Source organism: Roseomonas sp. KE0001 (assembly GCF_016107285.1).
GTDB lineage: Bacteria > Pseudomonadota > Alphaproteobacteria > Acetobacterales > Acetobacteraceae > Pseudoroseomonas.
On record NZ_RCVQ01000001.1, the window covers coordinates 260,927 to 274,759 of the forward strand.

A 13,833-nucleotide genomic window follows, 5' to 3' on the forward strand; every position below is an offset into this window, starting at 1 on the left:
GAGAAGGAAGGAGCATCTGATGGGGCGGCGCGTGGAGGCCGTTCACGGCCCGGGTGAGACCGGCGGAGGCGCCGCCGGGGATCGCGGCGCGCCAGCCCCCCTCGATGCCGCGAGCGAGGCGGCGGTGGCGGCGCATGTCGCGGTGCTGCGCCGCCAGTACGCCCTGCTCGCCCAGGCGGGGCGGGGCGGCCCGGTGGTGCGCGGCCCGGAGATGCTCTGGTGCTTCCTGGAAGCGGCGCTGGCGCAGAGTCGCGGGGAGCGGCTGACGCACAAGGACCTGCAGGCCTATTGCGCCGGCGCCCTGAGCCCGGCGACCCTCTCCCGCGCCCTGGCCGATGCGGTGGCGCGCGGCTACCTGCTGCAGAGCCCGGCGCCCGAGGACAGCCGCGTGAAGCTCATCACCCCCTCGGAAGGCGGGATGCGCTTCCTGGCCGAGCAGGCGCCGGCCGCCGTCGAGGAACTGCGGCAGATCCTGTCGCCCGCGCGGCGCTAGTCCGAACCGCCGGCCGGATGGCGCCGCGGGCGGCCGTCCAGCGGGCCGTCGACCAGCCAGTCCTCGCCCTCGGCCCGCGCGAAGTCCGGGCCGAGCGGCGCCTTGCCGGCACCCCCCGGCAGGTCCAGCACATAGGCGGGCCAGGCCAGGCCGGTCAGCCGGCCCCGCAGCGCCCGCAGCAGGGCGCGGCCCTCGGCGATCGGCACCTCGAAGCGCGCCGTGCCGGGAGCACGGTCGAGCTGGTGCAGGTAATAGGGCTTGACCCGGGCCGCCAGCATGGCGCGGAACAGGGCCTCCAGCGCCGCCGCGCTGTCGTTCACCCCTCGCAGCAGGACGCTCTGCCCGAGCAGCGCGACACCGCCCAGCGCCAGCCGGCGCAGGGCCGCGCGCGCCGGCGGAGCGAATTCCCGCACGTGGTTGGCGTGCACGCAGAGGAACAGCGCCTTCTCCGTCTGCAGCGCGGCGACCAGCGCCTCGCCCACCCGCTCCGGCGCCGCCACCGGCACGCGGGAATGCAGGCGGATGATGTCGAGATGCGGGATCGCCGAGAGCCGCGCCACGATATGCGCCAGGCGCCGGGGCGACAGCATCAGGGGGTCGCCGCCGGTGAGCACGGCCTCGCGCACCTGCGGCGTCGCGGCGAACCAGTCCAGCGCCGCCTCCAGCTCCGCCTCCGACAGCAGCCCGCCCTCCGGTCCCACCACCTCGCGCCGGAAGCAGAAGCGGCAATAGACCGGGCAGGCCAGCAGGGGCTTCAGCAGGGCGCGGTCCGGATAGCGGTGCACCACGCCCTTGACCGGCGTGAAGGGCGCGTCGCTGGTCGGGTCGCTCCGCTCGGAGGGGAGGGTGACGGCCTCGGCGGCGTCGGGCACGTATTGCCGGGCGATCGGGTCCGCCGGATCCGCGGGGTCGATCAGCGCCCGCGCCGCCGGCGTGACCGAGATGGCATAGGTCCCGGCCAGGGCGGCGATGCCGGGCAGCTGCGCGGGCGTGATCAGCCCGGCCTCGAGCAGGGCCTGGGCGTCGCGCAGCGTGCGCGGCTTCAAAGGGGGCGTCCCGTCAGGCATGGTCGCGCCGCTTACGCCCGGAGGAGGCCCGCCCGCAATGCCCGAAGACGCGTCCCAGCCCCGCGCCGGCAGGACCGGCCCGCCGCCCCCACCTCATCCCTTCTGGCATCCGGACAGCCTGGCCGCGCGGCTGCCGGCGCTGCGCCGCCGCGCCCGGCTGGTGGCGGAGACGCGCGCCTTCTTCGCCGCGCGCGGCTACTGGGAGGTGGAGACGCCCGCCCTGGTGCCGGCGCCGGGGATGGAGGTGCACCTGGCCGCCTTCCGCAGCGAGTTCCGGCCGATCCTGGGCGAGGGGGGCTATCCCCTCTGGCTCCGCACCTCGCCCGAACTGGCCATCAAGCGCCTTCTGGTGGCCGGGAGCGGGCCGGTCTTCGAGCTGGCGCGGGTCTGGCGCAACGGCGAGGTCGGGCCGCGCCACGCGCCGGAATTCACCATGCTGGAATGGTACCGCCCCGGCTTCGGCCTGGAGCCGCTGATGGCGGAGACCGAGGCCTATCTGCGGGCGGTGCTGCCCCCCACGGTCTCCCATGGCGGCGTGACCACCGACCTGTCCCTTCCCTTCGAGCGGCTGAGCCTGGCCGAGGCCTTCCGCCGCCATTGCGGCGGGCTCGACCTGCTGGCCACGCTCGATGCGGCGGGCGAGGGGGATGCCGCCGCCCTGCGCGCCGCCGCCGCCGCCATCGGCGTCGCCCCGCGCGGCGAGGAAGGCTGGGAGGACCTGTTCTTCCGCCTGCTGCTGGAGCGGGTGGAGCCGCATCTCGGGCGCGGCCGCGCCACCTTCCTGACCCACTGGCCGGCGCCGCAGGCGGCGCTGGCGCGGCGCGACCCGGCCGATCCGCGCGTCGCCCTGCGCTTCGAGCTTTTCGTCGCCGGCCTCGAACTGGCCAATGCCTTCGACGAGCTGACCGACCCGACCGAGCAGGCCGCGCGTTTCGCCCGCGACGTCGCCGAGCGTCGGCGGCTCTATGGCGAGGGCTGGCCGGTGGACGAGGACTTCCTGGCGGCGCTGCGCCACGGCATGTCGCCCACCGCCGGCATCGCCCTGGGCTTCGACCGGCTGGCGATGCTGGCGGCGGGTGTCGGGCGGGTCAGCGACACGCTGGCGCTCGGGGGGTGGCCCTACGAGGCGGCCGGCTGAGCCTCGCCGCCGCCAGCGCCCCGTTCCAGCCGCGCCAGCACGCGGTCGATGAAGGCATCGGCGCTGCCGAGGTAGTTCGCCGGGTTCGTCAGCCGGTCGATGCTGGCGCGGCTGAGGGCGGCGCTGACGCAGGCATCGCGTGACAGGGCCTCGGCCAGCGGGATGCGCTCGGCCAGCGCCAGGTCGCAGGCCTGGTGCACCGCGTCATGCGCCGCCCCGCGCCCGATGGCCGGCGCCAGGCCCATCATCACCGCCTCGGCGACGATCAGGCCGCCGGTGGAATCGAGATTGGCGCCCATCCGCTCCGCATCCACCGTCAGCCCCTCGGCGATGGTGATGGCCTGAACCAGCGCGCCATGCGCCAGGGTGAAGGCCTGGGGCAGGACCAGCGGCTCGGTCTGCCAGGGGCCGGTGCCGCGCTCCTGGTCGATCGCCATGGCGCCGAGCATCTGCGGCACCAGCGCCTGCACGCCGCGCGTCTGGGCGAGGATGTACTCGCAGGCGATCGGGTTGCGCTTCTGCGGCATGGTGGAGGAGCCGCCGCGGCCCGGCGCGTGCGGCTCGAAGACCTCGGCCACCTCGGTCTGCATCAGCAGCACGATGTCGGTGGCGAACTTGGACAGCGCGCCGGTCAGCAGGCCGAGGAAGCAGACCGCCTCGGCCATGCCGTCCCGCGCCGCGTGCCAGGGCGCGTCGGGCAGGGCGAGGCGGAGCTGCGCGGCCAGCGCCCCGGTCACCGGGATGCCGTCCTCGCCGAGCGAGGCCAGCGTGCCGGCGGCACCGCCGAACTGCACCTTCAGCACGCGCGGCAGCAACTGCTCCAACCGCTCGCGCATCGAGATCAGCGGCGAGAGCCAGATGGCGCATTTGTAGCCGAAGGTGACGGGAAGCGCGTGCTGCAGGTGCGTGCGCCCGGCCATCACCAGGCCGCGGTGCCGCTCCGCCTGCCCGGCCAGGGCGCGGATCAGCCGGTCCAGGTCGGCCCCGATCAGCGCGAAGGCCTCGCGCAGCTGCAGCACGACGGCGGTGTCCATGATGTCCTGGGTGGTGGCGCCCCAGTGCGTCCAGCGCCCGGCCTCGGCACCGGCCAGGGCGGAGAGCTGCTTCACCAGCCCGACCACGGGATAGCCGGTGTTCTGCGTGGCGCGAGCCAGGGCGGGGAGATCGAAGCGGGAGAGGTCGGCCGCCGCCTCGATCGCCGCGGCGGCCTCGGCGGGGATGATGCCGAGCCCGGCCTGCGCCCGGGCCAGCGCCGCCTCCACCTCCAGCATCCTGGCCAGGAAGGCGCGCTCGCCGATGATGTCGCGCATGGCATCGGTGCCGTAGAGCACGGAGAGCACCACGCCGTCGGCGGGATTGACCGAGAGCATCAGCGGCGGCCCCTCGGCGCGGCGGATATCGTCATGGCGCGTCCTCCATCTGGCGATAGGTCTCCTTGGCCAGCTTCAGCGCGTGGTTCGCCGCCGGCACGCCGGCATAGGCGCCGAGTTGCAGCAGGACCTCCGCCAGCTCCTCCGGCGTGACGCCGGTCTGCCGCGTCGCGCGGACATGCAGCGCGAACTCGTCGTCGCGGCCGAGGGCCGCCATCATGGCGAGCGTCAGCAGGCTGCGCGTGTGGCGCGGCAGGCCGGGCCGGGTCCAGATCTGCCCCCAGACATTGCGGGCGATGTAGTCCTGGAAGGGTGCGTCGAGCGCCGTGGCGGCGGCGGTGGCGCGGGCGACATGCGCCTCCCCCAGCACCGCCCGGCGCACCGCCATGCCGGCCTCCAGCGGATCGGCGGCGGCGGCGGCCTCCGGCGGCTGCGCCGCGAGATGCGCCAGCATGGCCGCCGTCAGTCCCTCGGCCGCCTCGTAATTCGGGATGTGGCTGGCCGCCGGCAGCACGACCAGCCGCGCGCCCGGAATGCTGTCGCGCAGCGCCTCGGCGGCCGGCAGGGGCGAGGCGGGGTCGTGCTCGCCCATGATCACCGTGGCCGGCGCGCGGATGCGGCCGCGCACATCCTCCGCCCGCGCGTCGCGCAGCGCCGCCGCCGCCGCGGCATAGCCGATCCGGTCGGTGCGCAGCAGCATCCGGCGCAGGCCCTGGGCCGAGGGTGTCGTGGGGTCCACCACCCAGCGCGGCATGACGGCCTCGACCAGCGCCTCGGTGCCATGCTGGCGCACGGCGTCGATCCGCTGCTGCCAGAGCGAGGGCTCGGGGAATTCCAGCGCGGTGTCGATGAGCAGCAGCGACTGCACGCGCTCCGGCGCATCCGCCGCCAGCTGCTGCGCGATGCGGCCGCCGATCGACAGGCCGGCGACATGCGCGCGCTCGATGCCGAGGGCGTCGAGCAGCGCCACGAGATCCCCCGCCAGCCCCGCCATGGTGTAGTCGCCCGGCGTGACCCCGCTCAGCCCATGGCCGCGCATGTCGGGGCGGATGACGCGGAAGCGGCGCGCCAGGGCCGGGGCCTGCGGGTCCCAGACATGCTGCGTCGTGCCGATGGAATGCAGCAGCAGCAGCGGCGGCGCCTCCGCCTCGCCCTCCACCACGCAATGCACCAGATGGTCCCCGATCTGGACGAACATGCCTCAATCCTGTCCCGATGAAAAAGGTTGGCGGTGGCGCATGGTCACGGCCTGACTCGCCTGGAGCGCGATCATCCTCCGAGCCAGCGCACCAGCGCCAGGGAAACTCCAGGGAAAGCGACGCACAGCAGGAGACGGAGCAGATCCGTCGCCAGGAAGGGCAGCACTCCGCGATAGATGCGAAGGATCGGCACGTCCCGCGCCAGGCTCGAGACCACGAAGACATTCAGCCCGATGGGCGGCGCGGTGAGGCCGATGCCGACCACGGCCAGCACCAGGATGCCGAACCAGAGCGCCGTCTCCTCCGCCGTCAGGCCGAAATCGAGCGCGGTGACGATGGGGAAGAACACCGGCAGGGTGAGCAGGATCATCGCCATCTCGTCCATCACCGCGCCGAGCACGATATAGGCCAGCAGCAGCAGGGCCAGCACGCCATGCGGCGGCAGCGCCAGCGCGACGATCCATTCCGCCAGCAGGTCGGGCGCCTGGGTCAGCGCCAGGAAGGCGTTGAAGACCTCGGCCCCCAGCAGGATGGCGAAGATCATCGCCGTGGTCTCCGCTGTGCCGCGCAGCGCGCCAAGAAACTCGGCCGGCGCGAGGCTGCGGCGCAGCAGCGCGACCGCCAGGGTGGCGACGACGCCGATGGCGGCGCTCTCGGTGGGCGTGAAGATGCCGCCATAGATGCCGCCCACCACCACCACGGCGATGCTCAGCACCGGCAGGACGCGAAGCATCGCGGCCCGTCGCTCGCCCGGCGCCAGGCGCGGCGCCACCGGCATGGCGGCGGGCCTGAACCGCGCCACCAGCGCCGCCGCCAGGATGTAGAACAGCGTCGCCATCAGTCCCGGCAGCAGCGCCGCCATGAACAGCTTGGCGATGTTCTGCTCGGTGCTGATGGCATAGATCACCAGGATCACGCTGGGCGGGATCAGGATGCCCATGGTGCCGCCCACGGCGATGGTGCCGCAGGCGAGGCCGGGGTCGTAGCCGTAGCGCCGGAGCTCGGGCAGGGCGGCGCGGCCGAAGGTGGCGGTGGTGGCGACCGAGGAGCCGCAGACCGCACCGAAGGCGGCGCAGGCGCCGATGACGCCGATGGCCAGCCCGCCGCGCCGGCCGCCGACCAGCGCCTGGGCGGCGATGAAGAGATCGCGCGCCAGCCCGCCCCGCTCGGCGATCGCTCCCATCAGGATGAAGAGCGGGATCACCGAGAGGGTGTAGCTGGAGAAGAGGTGGTAGGGCGTGGCCTTGAGGTAGTTGCCGAGCGCGCCCCAGCCCAGGATATGCTGATAGCCGAGCGCGCCGGTCAGCAGCATCGCCAGGCCGACCGGCGCGCGCAGCGCGATCAGCAGCAGCAGGACGCCGAAGCCGGCGCCGGCCTGCAGGATCTCCTCGCTCATGGGACGGGGCTCACAGGGCTGGGCTCACGGGGGCGGAGGTCCGGCCGGCCGGTCCGAGGGCGGCGAGCAGGGCGGCGAGGGCGGTGACGCCGAAGCCCAGCGCGCCGAGCGCGATGGCCCACCAGATCGGCAGGGAGAGCACCATGCTTCGGGTGTCGCTGGCCCAGGCGTCGGCGGCGCCGAGCGCCATGCGCCAGGCCAGCAGTCCGGCGACCAGCGCCCAGACCAGGTTCCAGAAGCTGTCGATGGCGGCCTGCAGCCGGGCCGGCAGCCAGCCGGTGAGGCTGTCCACCATGATGTGGCTGCGGCGCAGCGTGCCCCAGGCGAGGAAGCCGGCGACGGCCAGGCCGCTGCCCATCTGCACCAGCTCGAAGTCGCCTGGAATGGGCAGGCCCGCCACCCACCGGCGCAGCACGCTGGCGGTGGTCAGCAGGGCGGTGGCGATCAGCAGCAGGCTGCCCGCCAGCATCAGGGACCCGGCCGCCGCGTCGATCTGGCGCGCCGCGCGGGGCGCTTCGGAGGAGGTGGACAGGAGCGGCGGCCCCTAGCTGGCGAACTGGCGGAACAGGGCCTGCGCGTCGGCGAGCAGCGCCTCGCCGTCGATGCCGCGTCCGCGCATCTGCGCGAGCCAGGCCTCGACCACCGGCTTCGTTGCCTCCCGCCAGCGCGCCGCCTCGGCCGGTTCCAGCTCGATCAGCGTGTTGCCGCGCTTGCGCGCCAGCTCGGAGACGGTGACGGCCTGCTCGTCCAGCGTGGCGCCGACCATGGCGGCGGCCGCGTCGCCCGACTGCGCGTCAAGCGCGCGCCGCAACTCGGCCGGCAGACCCTCGTAGCGCGCCTTGTTCATCGCCAGCACGTTGGTCGCGGTATAGAAGGTCGGGCTGCCAGGGAAGGCGGTGTGGTTCCTCACCAGCTCCTGGAGCTTGATCGACGGCACCACCTCCCACGGCACCACGGCGCCGTCCAGCACACCCTGGGTCAGCGCCTCCGGCACCTGCGGCACCGGCATGCCGATCGGCGCGGCGCCGAGGACGCGCAGCGCCTCGCCGGCCTGCCGCGTCGGGAAGCGCAGCTTCAGCCCGCGCAGATCCTCCAGGGTGCGGACCGGCGTGCGGGAATGGATCAGCCCGGCGTCATGCGCCCAGAAGCAGAGCGGATGCACCTCGCCGAATTCCTGCGCCAGATGCCGCGCGGCGAAAGCCTGGGCGGCGCGGGCATTCGCCACCCCGCCGCGGTCCGCGACGAAGGGCAGCTCCAGCGCCTCGATGCGCGGGAAACGCCCGGCCGTGTAGCCCGGCAGGGTCCAGACGATATCGGCAACGCCATCGCGCGCCTGGTCGTAGAGCTGCGGCGGCGCGCCGCCGAGCTGCATGGCGGGAAAGAGCCGGATGCGGAGCTGGCCGTCGGTCGCCGCCTCGACCTTCCTGGCCCATGGCGCCAGGAAGTTGCGGTGGATGTTGGAGCCCGGCGGCAGGAAATGGTGCAGCCGCAGGGTTTCGCCCTGCGCCCGGGCCGGCCGCGGGAGCGCCGGTGCCGCCAGCAGGCCGGCGGCCGCGAGCGAAAGCCGGCGGCGCGAGATCTTGGACATGCTTTCCCTCCTGGCCTTGTGGCCGTGTCGCGGCGCGGCCGCTTCTGCCGCGACTGTAGCAGAGTTCCCGCCGGCGCCATGACGCTTCGCCATGCGAGGCGCCTCAGCCGGGGTGATCCAGCGCGATGAGCAGCGCCGGGCGCCCCTCCGCCACCGGCCGGGCCGAGAGCTCGATGCGGGCCGCCGGCGCCCCGGCCCCGGCCGGCGGGATGCGATAGCTGCGCTGGAGCAGGATGCCCTCCGCCGCCGTCTCTTCCCGCGTCGCGGCGCCGGCGATGCGGGCGAGGTGGCGCGACATCATGGCATCGAAGGCCTGCCCGGCCGCCGCGGCGTCACCGAGCGGGGAGAGCACGGCGCAATCGGCCTGGCCGGGCCGCAGCGTCACGGCGAGCGGCTGTGCCGGATCGGGGCCGATCCAGACCTGCCGGCCCGGCGTGGCGACCTCCTGGCCCTTCCGCACCGCCAGGGCGGCCCGGTAGCCCGCGGCGGTCAGCCAGGCCTCCCGGCGCGCGGCATCCTCCGCCGCCAGGCAGGCCGCCTCGAAGGTGGCGATCGCGGTCTCCGCGGCCTGGCGCGCCTGGGCGGGCGAGGGTGGCGGAGGCGTCGGCGCCGGGTCCGGCGCCGTCGCGCAGCCCGCCATCAGCGCCAGCGGCGCGGCCAGGAGCACGGTCGAACGGGGCATGGCATCTCCTGCGATGACGGGGCGGGGGCAGAGGAGGCCCCGATTCGCCGCCGCCGTCCAGTCCGCGCCTCGCCTCAGCCGCCCCGCATCTCAGCCTCCGGGGACGGAGGCAACGCCCTGGTCCGCCTGCCCGCGCATCGCCCATCCGGTGGTGCGCTCCTCGATCGCCACGGCGACAGCGTACATGGCGACGCCCATGATGGCCGTGACCATCAGCCCGGCGAAGACCAGCGGCACGTCGAAGCGGCTGCTGGCCAGCATCATCAACTGGCCGATGCCGCTGTTGGAGCCGACCGTCTCGGCCAGGATCGAGCCGACGAAAGCGACCGTGATGGCGATCTTCAGCGAGGCGAAGAAGTAGGGCATCGCGCGCGGCAGGCCGACCTTGCGGATGATGTCGGTCCGCCGCGCGCCGAGCGCCCGCAGCACGTCGCGCAGCTCCGGCTCGACGGTGGCGATGCCGGTCGCGACATTCACCACGATCGGGAAGAAGCTGATCAGGAAGGCGGTGATGATGGCCGGCACGGTGCCGATGCCGAACCAGATCACCAGGATCGGCACCACCGCCACCTTGGGCACCGAGTTGAAGCCGATCAGCAGCGGGTAGAGCCCATGATAGAGCAGCGCCGAGCTGCCGATGGCGACACCGAGCAGCAGGCCGAAGACGATGGCGAGGCCGAAGCCGATCAGCGTCGTCATCAGCGTCTGCCAGGCGTTCTCCAGCAGCGGCTGCCACCACTGGATCATGCTGGCCAGGATGGCGGAGGGCGCCGGCAGGATGAAGGCGTCGATGGCGAAGCCGCGCACCACCGCCTCCCAGAGCAGGAAGCTGCCCAGGATGACGAGCCAGGGCAGCAGCCGCTGCAGCCGGCGGCGGCGGCGCGCGGCGGTGGCCATGGCCTCGACGCGACGGGCATTGGCCGCGCCGCGCGCCGCCGAGGGTCCGGTCTCAGGCGGCATCCGGTCGTTCCTCCCCCTTGCGGGCGGTGTTGATGTGGTCGCGCAACTCGTGCACCAGGTCCTGGAAGTCCTGCCTGTAGCTGTCGTCCAGGCTGCGCGGACGCGGGAAGGGGATGCGCCGCTCGACCAGGATGCGGCCCGGCCGGCCGGACATGACCAGCACGCGGTCGGCCAGGTAGACGGCTTCCTTCAGATCGTGCGTGACCAGGATCACGGTGGGCTTCAGCGTCAGGCAGACCCCCTGCAACTGGCTCCAGAGATCCTCGCGGGTGAAGATGTCGAGGGCGCCGAAGGGCTCGTCCAGCATCAGCAGCTGCGGGTCGTGGATCAGCGCGCGGCAGAGGCTGGCGCGCTGCTGCATGCCGCCGGAAAGCTGATAGGGGTGCTTCGCCTCGAAGCCGGCGAGGCCGACCATGGCCAGCAGCCGGCGCGCCTTCTCCTCATAGGCGGCGCGCTCGCCGCGGAGGCGGCGGCGGTGCGGCTCGACCACCTCCAGCGGCAGCATCACGTTGGCCAGGATGCTGCGCCACGGCAGCAGGGTCGGGTTCTGGAAGGCCATGCCGACGAGCGGGAGCGGCCGGTCCACCTCGCGCCCGCCGACGATGACGCTGCCGGCGCTGGAGGGCCAGAGGCCGGAGACCAGCTTCATCAGCGTCGACTTGCCACAGCCCGAGGGGCCGACCACGGCGACGAACTCGCCCCGCCCCACGGTGAGCGAGACATCCCGCAGCGCCAGCGTCCCCTCCGCGCCGCCATAGCGCAGGGAGACCCCGTCAATCTCGACAAATGGGCGTTCCATCGCCGCCATCCCGCCTCCATCCTCGGGGGCCTTCAGCCCGGCCCCGGGGGACCCTGGAAGCAAGCCCCGGGCCATGCCGGCGCGCCGGGCGGGCGGGCGGGCATGCCCTGGTCTGCCCGGGCCCGGGGCAGGGCGCCCGCGATCCGGGCATCGCGGTCCCTCTCGCGGAGACGGGCGGGGCGGGCGACATTCCCTCCCCTGGCGCCGAGGAGCGTGGAGATGAACGAGTTGCTGACCCCGGAGGAGATGGCACGGGCCGATGCGGCGGCGATCGCCGGGGGCCTGTCCGGCCTGGCCCTGATGCAGGCGGCGGGGCAGGCGGTCGCCCAGGCCATCCGCGCCCGCTTCCGGCCCTGCCGCACCCTGGTCCTGGCCGGGCCGGGCAACAATGGCGGCGATGGCTATGTCGTGGCCCGGCGGCTGGAGCAGGCCGGCTGGCCGGTGGCGGTGGCCGCGCTCGCGCCACCCCGACCAGGCAGCGACGCGGCGCTCGCCGCCGCCGCATGGCGCGGGCCGGTGCTGCCCTTCGCGCCCGGCGAGGCGGCGCGCGCGGCGCTGGTGGTGGATGCCGTGCTCGGCGCCGGCCTGACGCGCGATCTGCCGGCGGAGGTCGCGGCGGTCCTGGGCGCGGCCGGCGGGCCGGTGGTCGCGGTGGATGTGCCCTCGGGCCTGGATGGCGCCACCGGCCAGCCACGCGGCCCCGTGACGCCGGCCGCGCTCACCGTCACCTTCTTCCGCCGCAAGCCGGGCCACCTGCTGCTGCCGGGGCGCGACCTCTGCGGCGAGACGGTGCTGGCGCCGATCGGCCTGCCGGAGGCGGTGCTGCCGGGCCTGGGCGTGCATTGCTTCCACAACGGGCCCTGGCTGTGGACGCTGCCGCGCCGCACATCGGGGAGCCACAAGTTCGCCCAGGGCCATCTGACGATTCCCGCCGGGGCGGAGATGCCGGGGGCGGCGCGGCTGGCGGCGGCGGCGGCGCGGCGCGCGGGGGCCGGGCTGGTCAGCCTCGCCACCGCGGATGCCACCACCGCCGCGCTGTTCCGCGCCGATGAGCCGGGCCATCTGGTAACGGAGTCGCCGCTCCAGGCGCTGTTGGCGGACACGCGGCGCCATGCCTGGCTGGTCGGGCCCGGCCTGCCGCCCTCGGCGGAGACGCTGGCGGTGCTGGCGCGTCTCCTGGCGGCCGGGTGCGCCGTGGTGGCGGATGGCGGGGCGCTCAGTGCGGCCGCCGGCGCGCCGGACCGGCTGCGTGGCGCCGCCATTCTCACGCCGCATGCGGGCGAGTTCGCCCGGGTCTTCGGCCCGCCCGGCGCGGATCGCCTGTCCGCCGCCCGTGGCGCGGCGGCGGCGACCGGCGCCGTGGTGGTCCTGAAGGGCTCCGACAGCATCATCGCAGCCCCCGACGGCCGCGCCGCCATCAACGACAACGCCCCGCCCGCCCTGGCCACCGCCGGCAGCGGCGACGTGCTGGCCGGTCTCGCGGCGGGGCTGTCGGCACAGGGCCTGCCGGCCTTCGAGGCCGCCTGCGCCGCCGTCTGGCTGCACGGCGAGGCGGCCCGCCGCGCGCTCGGGGGGCGCCCTCCGGGGAGCCCGCTGATCGCCGAGGACCTGCTGCCCCACATCGCCGAGAGCTTCGCCTTCGCGCTTTCCCGGCGGGCTGGGATAGGGCAACCTCCTCACCATATATTTCGTTGAATTACAAAGCCCGGCCTGCCGCCGGGCCCGCTACCGAGGAACCCCCCATGTCCGATGTCGCCGTCGCGGAACCAGGCCTTTTTGACCGGGCGCTGAAGCGTGTCGCCCTGCTCTGGCGTGACATGGCCTCCTCCGTCTCGGCCCCGGCTGAGGATGCCTCCTGGGAGACGCGCCTGCGCGCCAGCCTGGAGGCGCCGGGCGGCGAGATCTCGGCGCGGAACCGCGCGGCGAGCCTGGCGCAATCCTACCTGGCCCTCGACCCGGCCGGGCGCATGGCCTTCTTCCGAGCGCTGGCGGGCTTCGATTCCGATCCGGTGGCGGTCGAGGCGGCGATGCGCGAGGTCAGCGCCGCCCGCGACGGCGCCGCGCGGGCGGCCGCCAAGGCGAAGCTGCGCCGCGTGCTGGAGCCGCCGCGCCTGCGCCTGCTGACCCAGTTCACCACCATCCCCGACGGCATGAAGTTCCTGGTCGATCTGCGGGCCGATCTGCTGCGGGTCATGGGCCAGGACCCGATGCTGCTGGCGCTGGACGCCGACCTGCGCGGCCTCTTCGCCAGCTGGTTCGACCTCGGCTTCCTGGAGCTACGCAGCATCGACTGGCACTCGCCCGCCGCGCTGCTGGAGAAGCTGGTGGGCTATGAGGCGGTGCATCGCATCCGCACCTGGCGCGACCTCAAGAACCGGCTGGATTCCGACCGCCGCTGCTACGCCTTCTTCCACCCCCGCATGCCCGAGGAGCCGCTGATCTTCGTCGAGGTGGCGCTGGTGCGGGGCCTGTCCGGCTCGGTGCAGAAGCTGCTGGACGAGAAGGCGCCGGTGCAGGACCCGCGCAAGGCGGATACCGCGATCTTCTACTCGATCAACAACTGCCAGCGTGGGCTGGACGGCATTTCCTTCGGCAATTTCCTGATCAAGCGGGTGGTCGCGCTGCTGTCCCAGGACCTGCCGAACATCAAGGCCTTCTCGACCCTCTCGCCGATCCCGGGCTTCCGGCGCTGGCTGGAGGAGAGGCTGGCGGCGGAGGAGCCGAAGCTGCTCAGCGAGGAGGAAGCCCGGCAACTGGCGGAGGTTTCCGGCCTGGAGAGCGGCGAGGCCGCGCTGCGCGCCCTGCTGGCCTCGCCGAGGACGCTGCCGGCGCGCTGGGCGCCGAAGGCGGAGGCCATCCTCACCCGGCTCTGCGCCCGCTACCTGGTGCTGGAGACGGGACGGGGCGGCCGCCGGGCGCGCGATCCGGTCGGGCACTTCCATCTCTCGAACGGCGCGCGGGTCGAGCGGATCTGCTGGCGCGGCGACACCTCCGAGAAGGGCATGCGTGAAAGCCTCGGCTTCATGGTGAACTATCTCTACGACCCGGCGAAGATCGAGGACTATCACGAGGCCTATGTCGGCGAGGGCAGCCGGGCGGCGGCGACCAGTCTGCGCAAGCTGGCGCGCAGCGTCTGAGCCG

13 protein-coding genes are annotated in these 13,833 nt (G+C 74.0%); 4 read left to right on the forward strand and 9 right to left on the reverse strand.

Annotated elements, in window-relative coordinates; genetic code table 11:
* Window positions 1-19 precede the first annotated feature (19 nt).
* A complete protein-coding gene (locus D9598_RS01195; protein ID WP_198364567.1) occupies window positions 20-493 on the forward strand; it encodes a hypothetical protein in 474 nt (157 codons plus the stop codon).
* Here D9598_RS01195 and D9598_RS01200 read toward each other — a convergent pair.
* On the reverse strand, window positions 490-1,560 hold the full coding sequence (locus D9598_RS01200; protein ID WP_198364568.1) for a lysine-2,3-aminomutase-like protein: 1,071 nt from the start codon (window positions 1,558-1,560) through the stop codon (window positions 490-492). The genes D9598_RS01195 and D9598_RS01200 overlap by 4 nt on opposite strands.
* A 37-nt stretch (window positions 1,561-1,597) precedes the next feature.
* On the opposite strand from D9598_RS01200, the gene epmA reads away from it, so the two are divergent.
* A complete protein-coding gene (epmA, locus tag D9598_RS01205; RefSeq protein WP_198364569.1) occupies window positions 1,598-2,698 on the forward strand; it encodes an EF-P lysine aminoacylase EpmA in 1,101 nt (366 codons plus the stop codon).
* Here the strand turns inward: epmA and pcaB are convergent.
* The 8 genes from pcaB to D9598_RS01245 all read right to left on the reverse strand — a co-directional run bounded on the left by pcaB (window position 2,680) and on the right by D9598_RS01245 (window position 10,692).
* On the reverse strand, window positions 2,680-4,068 hold the full coding sequence (gene pcaB / locus D9598_RS01210) for a 3-carboxy-cis,cis-muconate cycloisomerase (RefSeq protein WP_198364570.1): 1,389 nt from the start codon (window positions 4,066-4,068) through the stop codon (window positions 2,680-2,682). The two genes, epmA and pcaB, sit on opposite strands and share 19 nt — an antisense overlap.
* Before the next feature lie 31 nt (window positions 4,069-4,099).
* Window positions 4,100-5,266, reverse strand: coding sequence for a 4-carboxymuconolactone decarboxylase (gene pcaC / locus D9598_RS01215; RefSeq protein ID WP_198364571.1), 1,167 nt, complete (start codon window positions 5,264-5,266; stop codon window positions 4,100-4,102).
* Between the two features lie 71 nt (window positions 5,267-5,337).
* On the reverse strand, window positions 5,338-6,663 hold the full coding sequence (locus D9598_RS01220; protein WP_198364572.1) for a TRAP transporter large permease: 1,326 nt from the start codon (window positions 6,661-6,663) through the stop codon (window positions 5,338-5,340).
* Between the two features lie 10 nt (window positions 6,664-6,673).
* Entirely contained in the window at window positions 6,674-7,132 is a 459-nt protein-coding gene (locus D9598_RS01225; RefSeq protein WP_198364573.1) for a TRAP transporter small permease, read from the reverse strand.
* A gap of 75 nt (window positions 7,133-7,207) precedes the next feature.
* Window positions 7,208-8,251 carry a TRAP transporter substrate-binding protein gene (locus tag D9598_RS01230; RefSeq protein WP_198364574.1) on the reverse strand — a complete coding sequence of 348 codons (1,044 nt, stop codon included), beginning with the start codon at window positions 8,249-8,251 and terminating at the stop codon, window positions 7,208-7,210.
* A gap of 103 nt (window positions 8,252-8,354) precedes the next feature.
* The gene (locus D9598_RS01235; protein ID WP_198364575.1) at window positions 8,355-8,933 is read right to left on the reverse strand and encodes an NMCC_0638 family (lipo)protein; all 579 of its coding nucleotides are present in this window, start codon (window positions 8,931-8,933) and stop codon (window positions 8,355-8,357) included.
* 90 nt (window positions 8,934-9,023) lie between these two features.
* A complete protein-coding gene (locus D9598_RS01240; protein ID WP_198364576.1) occupies window positions 9,024-9,893 on the reverse strand; it encodes an ABC transporter permease in 870 nt (289 codons plus the stop codon).
* Complete coding sequence (locus D9598_RS01245; RefSeq protein ID WP_255528544.1) at window positions 9,883-10,692, reverse strand: ABC transporter ATP-binding protein; 810 nt, start codon at window positions 10,690-10,692, stop codon at window positions 9,883-9,885. The genes D9598_RS01240 and D9598_RS01245 overlap by 11 nt, the downstream gene beginning before the upstream one ends.
* 219 nt (window positions 10,693-10,911) lie before the next feature.
* On the opposite strand from D9598_RS01245, the gene D9598_RS01250 reads away from it, so the two are divergent.
* Complete coding sequence (locus D9598_RS01250) at window positions 10,912-12,387, forward strand: NAD(P)H-hydrate dehydratase (protein WP_232476797.1); 1,476 nt, start codon at window positions 10,912-10,914, stop codon at window positions 12,385-12,387.
* Window positions 12,388-12,434: 47 nt separating this feature from the next.
* Window positions 12,435-13,829, forward strand: a complete 1,395-nt coding sequence (locus tag D9598_RS01255) for a malonyl-CoA decarboxylase (protein ID WP_198364578.1) — start codon at window positions 12,435-12,437, stop codon at window positions 13,827-13,829.
* Window positions 13,830-13,833: the final 4 nt, after the last annotated feature.

Bases quoted from the DNA above. Each gene is read 5' to 3' on its own strand.
- pcaB (WP_198364570.1), bottom strand. From the start codon at position 4,068: ATGCTCTCGGTCAATCCCGCCGACGGCGTGGTGCTCTCCGTGCTCTAC.
- D9598_RS01245 (WP_255528544.1), bottom strand. From the start codon at position 10,692: ATGGAACGCCCATTTGTCGAGATTGACGGGGTCTCCCTGCGCTATGGC.
- D9598_RS01220 (WP_198364572.1), bottom strand. From the start codon at position 6,663: ATGAGCGAGGAGATCCTGCAGGCCGGCGCCGGCTTCGGCGTCCTGCTG.
- D9598_RS01200 (WP_198364568.1), bottom strand. From the start codon at position 1,560: ATGCCTGACGGGACGCCCCCTTTGAAGCCGCGCACGCTGCGCGACGCC.
- D9598_RS01250 (WP_232476797.1), top strand. From the start codon at position 10,912: ATGAACGAGTTGCTGACCCCGGAGGAGATGGCACGGGCCGATGCGGCG.
- D9598_RS01235 (WP_198364575.1), bottom strand. From the start codon at position 8,933: ATGCCCCGTTCGACCGTGCTCCTGGCCGCGCCGCTGGCGCTGATGGCG.
- D9598_RS01225 (WP_198364573.1), bottom strand. From the start codon at position 7,132: ATGCTGGCGGGCAGCCTGCTGCTGATCGCCACCGCCCTGCTGACCACC.
- epmA (WP_198364569.1), top strand. From the start codon at position 1,598: ATGCCCGAAGACGCGTCCCAGCCCCGCGCCGGCAGGACCGGCCCGCCG.
- D9598_RS01255 (WP_198364578.1), top strand. From the start codon at position 12,435: ATGTCCGATGTCGCCGTCGCGGAACCAGGCCTTTTTGACCGGGCGCTG.
- D9598_RS01240 (WP_198364576.1), bottom strand. From the start codon at position 9,893: ATGCCGCCTGAGACCGGACCCTCGGCGGCGCGCGGCGCGGCCAATGCC.
- D9598_RS01195 (WP_198364567.1), top strand. From the start codon at position 20: ATGGGGCGGCGCGTGGAGGCCGTTCACGGCCCGGGTGAGACCGGCGGA.
- D9598_RS01230 (WP_198364574.1), bottom strand. From the start codon at position 8,251: ATGTCCAAGATCTCGCGCCGCCGGCTTTCGCTCGCGGCCGCCGGCCTG.
- pcaC (WP_198364571.1), bottom strand. From the start codon at position 5,266: ATGTTCGTCCAGATCGGGGACCATCTGGTGCATTGCGTGGTGGAGGGC.